The following is a 10045-nucleotide window of genomic DNA, read 5'->3' on the forward strand; positions in this document are numbered from 1 at the left end:
GTAAAAAAAATGTACACTTCTGCGAAAAAACTTTTATCTGTAAGAGATATAGTAGGATATACTCTTCCGCGGTTACATACTGGCAAACACTGGTATGTAGACTTTTATGCTTATGACCCCATTATTGACGGGCTCCGCCGCAAGAAATACATGCTCGATGGCTACAAGCCAAAGGAGCGTAAGCACATCGCCACCGTGCTCATCACTAACCTCACACAGCAGCTCACAGCCGGCTGGAACCCATTTGTCAATAATGATAAGGCACGTAGCTACACAACATGGGAAGCCGTGGTGAAGCGCTACACCGATTATCTGAAGGTGGCTGAGAAGAAGAGTATGATAAAGTCGAAGACGGCTACTGATTATCGCAGCCGTTTGGCGGTATTGCTCTCCTACATCGACGAGGCAAAGACCTGCATAAAGTACGTACACCAGTTTGACCGACTCCTTGTCATTGATTTTCTTGACTACATTGTGTTCGACAAGGAGCGGTCTGCCACGACTCGCAACAACTATCGCACATGGCTATCGACCTTCGCCACGTGGCTTGTGGATAGGCAGTACATCACTGAAAATTTCGTTGAGAGTATCAAGATGATGAAGGAGACCGAGAAGTTCCGCGACAGCATCAAGCCCGAGGATCTGCGGAGATTGAAGGAGTACACAAAGGAGAAGCGTCCGGCGTTCTACCTTGCTTGCCTGATGGAGTATTACACCTTTATCAGACCGGAAGAACTGCGTCACATCAAAATAGGCGACATCTCAATAAAGGAGCAGTGCATAACGATACCTGCAGAGGTGTCGAAGAACGGTAAGGAGCAGGCGGTAGCACTCAACGACACATTACTGAAGGTGATGATCGAGCAGGGCGTGTTCAGCCACCCGTCACAAGACTATCTCTTTGGCAAGCACATACGTCCGGGCAGTGAGCAGATAGCGGTGAACCGCTTTAGGCAAGAATGGGTACGTGTCCGGAAAGCTCTCTGCTTCCCCGACACATACCAGTTCTATAGCCTGAAGGACTCCGGAATTCGCGACCTCGCCAACGCCGAAGGCATTGTCGTAGCTCGCGACCAAGCGCGACACTCGGACATATCTGTTACCAATAGGTATCTGAAGAGTCCGAAGGTGGCGCACGAGAGTACAAAGCACTTTGTTGGCGACTTATAGTATCTCGTAGAAGTAGCCGGTCTTTATTTGGCTGACGCAACCATCAACGATCTCCACTTCTATTTTCTGACAGACGAAACGTCGATTGTGAAAGATGTATATTTTCGAAGGATCGGGAATATCGTCTGTCAGAAACTTGATGCAGCGCAGGTTGTGCGTGTCTATATCTGGGTGAGAGGCATCTTTTCTCAAGTCGTCTGGCGACGAATACTGCAAATGGTGAAGCTGATGCAGATCCATCGATGCCGTCTCCTTCGTCCCAGTCCAGTCTGGATATGCACGATGATCGACAAATGAAACGGGGAAATGGCAATACAAATTCATATCGACGGGCATAAGACCACCCGGCACCTTGATGTCCTCGTAATACGAGCCTTTGCCTTCCATCATATAGAATTTCTCCGAACTCGTAAAAAAGACACTCATGGTCTTATCTGACTCTACGCTGTTCTCTTCTTGCGTATCTTCGGTCGCACCGCCTTCAATGGCTTCTTGTACTGAAGAATAAGGCTCTCCACCTTCGTCTTCATACGAGCCAGACGGCCCTGTATAGTCATCGGTTGCCGACGGACATACCACATAATGATTACCATCTACGACATCTGTTTTGTGCGACCGTTTCCTTCGGCTAATGCTTGCTGGTGCTATTTTAATCTCAATGGAGTCTGTAGAATCTGCATCGCGTACTATCGGGCTGAAAAAGCCGCATGGTACGAGCGACTCTGTTAGTTTGTCAGAATTCCATTTGTTGGGCCATTTTGCATAAACGAAGTAACCATCGGCTTGTGCGGCAAAAATCGTTTGTCGTTGTTCTTTTAATGGCATGAGCTTTAACGCCGCCCCCATTTCGTCACGATTTTTATAATACTTCGTTGCGTATATATGCTGCACGTTAAGTGGTATACTATCGCGCCAAGAGCGACTTGTGGTATCATCAAACTTGTATTCAATATTCGAGGCATCAAGCAGATTTGCGCCATCATCGTCGAACTCGCAAGTGTACTCATCGAGGCATTCGTAAGCGACAGCTGCGGAGGAATAAAGTTTTTCTACAGGTACGACATTAACAGACTTGTCTGTCTCATTGAACAGAAATCTAACATTCAACAGTTTGCTAAGTTCCTCCAAGAAGGTATAAACCGACCAGTGCGGCAAGGCTTCTCTAACCTTAAATGTCGGGTGCGCATTGACGATAAACATCCTGCTAAAATACGACCTATCAAAATTAAATGTATAGTCCCCATAGCCCTCATGCTTCAAGACCGTCTCCAGTACATATTGCAGGCGTGGTTGTATAGCCAGGCGCACCATTTCAACATACGTTGTAGGATTGCCACTATTAAGATATGCGCCATGCTTATCTACCAAGACCTGTCTAAGATAGTAGATGTCATTGACGAACCGGCTATTCGCTTCGTCCCAAACCGGATTAAAAACGCCGGAGAAGCATGAAACCGTGGGGTTGTCTTTTAAGTTAATATAAACCATACCTGGCCGGTCTTTTAGGTGTACGGTTTTCTCAAATCGGCTATCGAGACCAAAAAGAGTATCATCATCCTCAAAATAGTCTATATCGTCAATGAAGTGTTTCTCGAAGGCAGAATTATACTTGATACGCGATTTGCCGCCAACAATTTGAAGTTTGACGGTTGTATCGCTAATAGAAGTGACAGTACCCTTACCCGATATGACGAGCCGATTATCCGCATATATCTTGCAATCATCGAACGACGACATGCGCTTCTTCACATCGAAGCGGTTTATGTGTTTGAAAAGAACCGCGTTTTGATGTATTGACATCGGGAATGAGATGTCGTAGGAATACTCGCCCGAATCCTGAACATAAGGGTTGTTATATGTTAACTTTATTTTGTCGGAGGTGGACGGGTAGCCCACCTCTCCGTTGATAGTGCAGTGTATCATATTAGACTTTTGTGTTATGTATGCGATTTTAATTTATTGTAACGGTCGAGGTTCCTGGCGATGCCGAGTTCTCCGTCGATGTAACACTCCGCATGTATGCCCTGCGCGAGCACCAGCGATAGTTGGTCGATAACATCGCGAGCTTCGCCGAGGGTAGCATTCAGCTCTGAGTTGTCGGTGTTGACCGTCACCGATGGCGCAGACACCACCGTAGCACCACCCTGACCGAGCGAGCGCGATATGTCAGCTGCAGTAAGCGAACCGACCGTATTGTTGCGCTGCGCCTCGTCGATGAGCTGCAGAGCTGGCAGAACCTGCGGGTTGTTCACCGCATTGTGGTTAGCTACGAACTCGCCCTCGTGCACGATGCCCGCCTTGCGTCGATAGCTCGAGCCGCCCGTAAAGCCACCATCGTAGTAGCCAGCCTCCTGCGCCTGCTGCTGCTTTTTGATAGTGGCAATCTGCAGCATACCTGCAGCAACGGCAGTAGCAGCAGCTATAGGGGCGAGGATATGGCCGACAATGGGTATTGCAGCTGCAGAGCTATAAGCATTGATGGCCGACTGAGCAGTCTGCGCTGTTGCTTGAGCTATCTGTATCACCATAGCGCGCTTGTTAGCCTTTTTCTTGGCCGCAGCAAGTTCTTTGTCACGCTTCTCTTCGAGCCTTTTCTTTTTCTCAGAGTTATTGCCAGCTGCTTCTATCTGTTTTTCGTAGTTGGCATTAATGCGTGCCGTTTCGAGATCCGAGCACGCTTGCGAGTATGATGACGCAGCCGACAACATGGTATTAACCGTACTAAAAGCCTGCTGCATGATAGCCTTGCGTGCATCTTCTTTGTTTCGCGCTATCTCCGTCATGCGCTCCTGGTACTGCTCGTAGGTAATGAGCTGTTGTTCGTACATGGCTTGCACAGCTGCCATTTGGCCACTCGCACTGTTTGCGTTGTCATATTGCGCCTCGAGTACCTTCATTTGTGCGTTCTTCTTATTCTCTTCATTTTGGCGTACGGACTCCAGTTCTTTGTCGAGTAACCACTTCTGTTCGTCGTATTCATCGCCTCCGTGCTCCTGAATGATGGCGAGACGGTCTCGATGATATTGTATCTCTGCCTCTTTTAGCTTCTCGTTATATTCCTTTTCGGTCAACAACCCTTGTGTGCGTTGCTGGAGAAGAGACATTTGTTCTGTGTTGTATGCACGCGTCTTTGCGTCAAGGCTCTCGGTCATCTGTCGCTCCTGAACATCAGCAAGTCGTTTGCTCTCGGCGATAGCTGCATCTACCATCGATTGCTGTGTTTGTGTAGTGTCCTGGTTGTACTTTGTTTGGAGGTCTACAAGCTTAACATAATACTGTTGTTTCTTCTCATACATTCGCTTAGCATACTCGTCTTCATCTATCTCTTTACGTTCGAGCTGCTGCTTGAGAGCCAGTTCATCGGTGTCAAGCGTATGCTTGAGTGCAGAGCTCTCTTTGTCGTACTTCTCTTTCTTTGGGTCTGTCTTAGTGGTATTGCTGTTGCCACCGCCATTACCACCATTACCACCGCCAGTGCCACCATTACCACCGCCAGTGCCACCATTACCACTGCCGTTGCTACCACCATTTATGGTTAGATCGGCAAACGCTTTGCGTAAGCCCTCGTCGGAATTTATGAGCTTGACAAGTTCGCGTCCTCGGGCATCCAAGACACGTAACTCGCTTTGTGCCGCCTTGAGGGCCTTTTCATGTGCGGCACGCTCGATAAGTTTGTTTGCAAGTTGTCTATTACCTTCAGTCACTTGTCCACTACCAAAACCGAATGATGAGAATTCTTTTCGTGACCGATATGCTTCGGGGTGAGCTCCTATCTCTGCATTAACATGCTTAATATTATTCACCTTGCGTCTCACCGTCTGTTTTAGCTCAAGCCTTTTCTTTGCTATTTCTTTCTTCTGCTCGTAGATGGCTTCTGCCATAGCAGCCTGGTCAAGCTTTTTGATGTAGTCATTGATGGCATTTGTATTCTCATTAAATAGTTTGCCCTCTTTGGAGATTGAAGCATGGTAGTCCGGAATTATTTTTTGCAGTTCGGCAATAGCACTCCGTCGCTCTCCGATAGAGAATGCGTTTGAACGGATGATCTTCGTCAGCTGCTGCACGCGAGTCTTCTCGTCGATGTAGCTCTCTGCTACTCGCTTGTTAATGGCTTCCTGCTGCTTTTTTATTGCGTTGGCTTCTTTAACGCTTTGTAGGTTGTCATGTATAGCCTTTTTGTGCGCTTGCCAAGCCTTAACCGCAGAATACACAGCAACACCAACAACGGTAAGAACCATGGCAAGGGCAGCCCATGGGTTGGTGATACTCGCAAGTTTTGCCTTCTCCATAGCCAGTCTGTAGGCATCGGCACCGTACCTTAGTCTTGTATAGGTAAGTTGTAAGGCGGTAAGGGCTGCGTTGAGAAGTTTTGTAGTAGCCACAGTAGCGACCTTTATGGCATTACCGACCTTCTGTGCCGCCGACCATGCTTTCTCTTTTATCATTGTGACAGTGAGGACGTTGTTATAAAACAGCATGGTTGTTGCGAGTGCAGCCAAAACAACGATGTGTTTTGATACGTATTCTATAAGAACGTACAAGGTTTTTATGCCTATTGAAGTCAGAGATACGCTATATTTAGCAATGGGCATCAGTTTTTCGCCGAGTTCGATGCACATGTCATCAAATTGTTTTTTCGCTTTATCGAGGCCTGCCTGCACCGTGTTGTTCTGCACATTGAACTCATTGAGAACGCTTGTACCATCTTTGTATGACTGCGTAGCTGTAGCTTGTGCCTCTCGCACTTGATCAAGATTAGAAGCCACTGATGATAGAACGCCCACAGCACGCGTACCCTCAAGTCCCATTTGTGAGAACATTGGTGCCAATTGGTCGAAGCCACCGCGATTAGACATTGCCTGCAGGAACTCTAATAATGCGCCATTCGCATCTGTCTTCAGCATGGTCGTGAATGTGCTCACCTCTACGCCAGCCAACTTTGCAAACTTCATCGGCTCCTGGAACATCTTAGTGATAAGTTGTGAGAAGACGGTAGAAGATGTCGCTTCGTCTTGCATATTTTGGTCGAGTGCCGAAGCAAGACCCATGATTTGCGCTTGTGTCATGCCTGCCTGACGGGCAACACCAGACAAGTCGGCAGTGAAGTCAACGATGTAACCGGCATTAGCTGAAGACGACTGCGCAAGATCGTTGACAGCAGAACCCGTGGCAAGCATAGCACCACGCAAGCCCTTCGTCTTGTCCTCGCCAAACATCTGCGCCAACTTGCCAATTTTTTCAACAGCGTCATCGCCGAGGTCGTCGCCAAGTGCTACATTGATTTTGTCACCACCATCGACAAACTCCTCTACCATTTCTCTATTGGTGATGCTAAGCCTACCTGCATCTTGAGCAAGTCTGTTCAGTTCACCGCGCGCTGTACGGGTGTTCATCTTCTTAAAACTCTCGTTCATCTCTTCAACCTCCCCGATGGCCTGCCCCGTATACTTAGTGACGTTGAACATCTCCTGGTTCATCGCGGCGTATTTATTGGTGCAGTCGCGTACAGTCGCAGATAAGCCAGTGACAGCTGCAAGACCTTGAGTGATGGCTCCCCAATTGGTGTTAAAGATATTGACGAATTTCGACCACTTGCTTTTTGTCAAATCTTGCTCAGCACCGACGGCTGCTATTTCTTTTTTCAGCAATTTCGCCTTTTCTGTCAGCTCGCGATACTCTTCGGTGCCTCGATGCGTATTGGCGAGTTGCTCGTTTACGAGTTTAAGCGATGTCTGCAATTCAAGCGCAGTCGAACCGCTGATGTTTTTTAGAGTACGGTCTATAAGAGCATTCTCCTGCTCAAAATTCTCAGCTCGCCGAGTTGCTTCAGCTATAGCAGTATTGTATTGGCTGAGAGTAGCCGATATAGGCTGCTTCAGTTCGTTAATGCGTGCCTTGCATCTCTCAAGGTGTTCTTCAAGTCGCTTGTAGTCCTCAGGATTTGTTGCCGACTTCATCTGCTGCTTGAGCACACGCGATACTTTTTCGATCTCGCCGATAGAAGCCGTCGAAAGATTTTGAAGCGTATTAATTGTGTCGCTAACTTTCGATCTGTATGCATTTACATGATCTTCTGCTTTTCGTATCTCTTTGTTTATCTGCTTGATATCATTTACGGACGTGCCGGAATCTTTGAGAGCCTCGGCTTTCTTCTGCTTTAGATCGTCGAGGGTCTTTTTTAGTGCTGCCATCTCGTCTTTCGCTTGTTGTGCATTGAGCGTGACGATGGTCTCGAAAGTTTGAGTTGTTGCCATAAAAAAGTGCTACTTTTGGTTTGTGAACCAAAAGTAGCACTTATATAAGACCTGAAAAAATACATTATTGTTGTTTGCTTTTATGAAGATCTTTTAAAAATTGATTAAACTCTTTTCTTTTAAGTTTATATTCCCTCCATTTTGCATCAATTTCAGCCGATTCTTGCTCTATTCTGCGCCTTTTTTCTCTTATTCTTTTTATTTTTTCATCGTGACTCAACGATGAAGAATAGCCGTTATTTCTTTCTGCTAAGACTACAAAAAGGACTGATACTATCCAGCTGAAAATAAGTATTGCTAACATATTGCAGACGATTTAATTGGTTATACCGCAAATATACGCAAAATATTTGAGACTGCAAAGTGTAGAGCCAAAATATTTTGGTATACGCGATGGAGCATCATCGTCGGCGATGTATCAGCCACAACAACAGCGACAGAACGACAAGCACCACCGCGCCGATAGTAAACTGCCCGACGTGCATCTGCGTGCGCTCCCACGTCGATAGCTTACGCTCCACTGGTATGGGAAGACGTGTTGTGTCGGTCTGGAGCATTGCTTTATATATAGTGTCGGTCTTCACACTTATGCGGTCACGCCATCGCCACACGCTCTTCTGGCTATATACTGTGTCGCCACGAGTGTAGTGTTCAACATACACCGAGTCGTGCAGCCGAAACGTGTCGGCTTTGTAGTTGGTCTTATACAGCGTGTCCGTCTTGTTAATCACTCGCTCTAACACAATAGGTTTCGGAGTTGTGCAGCTTGTCATAACAAGCAAGAGCACGTGCAGCATAGAGCCGATGACAATAGCGAAGCCGTAGCGACATATATCATCCCATTCAATACTCGGTAGCTTGTAACGCTTCCATTGATACACCTCACGCAGCACCATTACTGGCAGTGCAAGAACGCCTACGAATATAGACGCGATAAACCATCCGATAGCACCTTGTCGGTTTTGCTTGTTCTCGTCGTAGCCTTCATCGACTACATCGAGCTTGTCAGCCTTGTAAAAGACAAAGAGCATTGTCGCTCCTAAGACGATGCAGTTCAGTAACATTAATATTCCTCGTATATCCATATTCGTTAATTTTTATTGTTATCCATTGCTTCCTCAACCGCCTCGCCGATGTCTGCGTTCTTCCGCTTGATGAGTGCGATGATAAGGCGTTTCACGGAGAATGTGTTTTTTATGCCATGCAGGGCGCAAACGTGCCCGACGATACTATCTACCTCCCAGATGCACCCGAAGCCCAAGCCGATAGCCGCCGTTGTGACGTGGTTAGCCCAGCCCAGCGGTTCGAAGATAGCCAAGCCGAGCACGGAGCCGAGTATGAGGTATGTAACGTAGTCCACCGCCTTATTGCACGTTCTGCGCCCAGCTCTCGAAAAGCGGAAGTGTTCGTGCCTTTTAATGCTCTCCGACACACCGAACCAAAAATCGGCGACGATAAGAACGACGATAAGAACGAGCATCCAACGTAAATCGAACAGAGCGGTAAGCGCTTCCGTGCTCATGGTACCGACCACGAAAGCCTTACCTGTACTTGTAGTGATATTTCCTGCCATTTTATATTGTGTTTTCCGTGTTATTCGATTGTTATCCAAATCTGTTCTCCTCTTTCGTCAGCAGCCTTCAACTTCGCGAACACCTTGCGGAACGTTGCCGTTGAGTTCAGTACCTTACCGACGGCCTTGTTTTCTCCGACAAGGATGCAGCCATCCGTGTCCTTCGCTGTGTTGCCGCAGTGTATCAGCACACCTTGGTAGCCAGGTGTATTGCACAACCTTGGTAGTCTGCCCTTGCAGAAACGATACTGCGCCCGACCTCCGAACCTCGGCGATACCGTCTTCATGTCGACGAGGTATCTGCCCGTCGGAATTGCGGTTTCGCCCTTGATTTTAACTCCGCATATCTGCGCCACCGACATATTAGATGTCAGTCCTCTGTCCTTATCTTCAAGAGTGTCGCAGACATACTCGCCGTCGACGTACATCTTACCTATAGTGTAGGTGTCACGTCGTGCTATTCTCTTTACTTTTACTTCCATGATTTATGTTTTTAAGTCGTTAACTTCTGTTGGCTCGTCTTCAGAACTCAGCGTTGTAGTTTCTCCGTCAGTAGCCTCGTCGGCTGCCTTGCCACCTGCCAATACATCATATACTCCATTGAAGCCCGATAGCTTTCTGCCTACCCACTGTGCTTCTACTTTCGAGATGGTGCCGCTGCAGCCACATGTTAATATGACAGCCGTATTGTTGTATATAACGTTCTGCGGTGAACCGGAGGTGTTATCTTGCAAATAGCCACCTATCATATCGAACGCCTTTCCGCTTCTGTTGATAATGATGATATCCTGACCGTAGTATGGCAGCACGTCTCTAACGTCTTTTGCACTTAGGGCTGCGAACGTATGTTTCTTGTCTGATGAATAAAACGGTAACACTATTACTGGCGTTGCACCGAAAGAACTACCATCAACAATTTCTATAAAACTACCCGTTTTTGTAAAGTCAAAGCTTATATGTCCTTCACCGACATATTGATTTAAGATGTATTTAACCTGTTGGCGGAATTAATTTAGTGCATACTTAATTCTGCCAATGGGCTTGTCGT

General features: G+C 47.1%; 8 protein-coding genes. 1 reads left to right on the forward strand and 7 read right to left on the reverse strand.

All coding sequences use genetic code 11. The features are described from left to right. Nucleotides 1–150: 150 nt before the first annotated feature. Nucleotides 151–1170, forward strand: a complete 1020-nt coding sequence (locus KTQ90_RS07580; RefSeq protein ID WP_254359562.1) for a tyrosine-type recombinase/integrase — start codon at nucleotides 151–153, stop codon at nucleotides 1168–1170. Here the strand turns inward: KTQ90_RS07580 and KTQ90_RS07585 are convergent. From KTQ90_RS07585 to KTQ90_RS07615, 7 genes are all read right to left on the reverse strand, one after another. Further along, nucleotides 1165–2919, reverse strand: a complete 1755-nt coding sequence (locus tag KTQ90_RS07585) for a hypothetical protein (protein WP_217317876.1) — start codon at nucleotides 2917–2919, stop codon at nucleotides 1165–1167. The two genes, KTQ90_RS07580 and KTQ90_RS07585, sit on opposite strands and share 6 nt — an antisense overlap. A gap of 188 nt (nucleotides 2920–3107) precedes the next feature. Beyond that, nucleotides 3108–7424 (reverse strand): phage tail tape measure protein, encoded by a 4317-nt coding sequence (locus KTQ90_RS07590; protein WP_217317877.1) that lies wholly within the window; start codon nucleotides 7422–7424, stop codon nucleotides 3108–3110. Between the two features lie 64 nt (nucleotides 7425–7488). Then, nucleotides 7489–7728 carry a hypothetical protein gene (locus KTQ90_RS07595; protein WP_217317879.1) on the reverse strand — a complete coding sequence of 80 codons (240 nt, stop codon included), beginning with the start codon at nucleotides 7726–7728 and terminating at the stop codon, nucleotides 7489–7491. Nucleotides 7729–7825: 97 nt separating this feature from the next. Further along, a complete protein-coding gene (locus KTQ90_RS07600; protein WP_217317880.1) occupies nucleotides 7826–8509 on the reverse strand; it encodes a hypothetical protein in 684 nt (227 codons plus the stop codon). 5 nt (nucleotides 8510–8514) lie between these two features. Continuing rightward, nucleotides 8515–8997, reverse strand: a complete 483-nt coding sequence (locus KTQ90_RS07605; RefSeq protein ID WP_217317881.1) for a hypothetical protein — start codon at nucleotides 8995–8997, stop codon at nucleotides 8515–8517. Between the two features lie 20 nt (nucleotides 8998–9017). Next, complete coding sequence (locus tag KTQ90_RS07610) at nucleotides 9018–9479, reverse strand: DUF5675 family protein (RefSeq protein WP_217317882.1); 462 nt, start codon at nucleotides 9477–9479, stop codon at nucleotides 9018–9020. Nucleotides 9480–9482: 3 nt separating this feature from the next. Next, nucleotides 9483–9875, reverse strand: a complete 393-nt coding sequence (locus KTQ90_RS07615) for a hypothetical protein (protein ID WP_217317883.1) — start codon at nucleotides 9873–9875, stop codon at nucleotides 9483–9485. Nucleotides 9876–10045 lie beyond the last annotated feature (170 nt).

The organism is Leyella stercorea, from assembly GCF_019052365.1.
Classification (GTDB): Bacteria; Bacteroidota; Bacteroidia; order Bacteroidales; family Bacteroidaceae; genus Prevotella.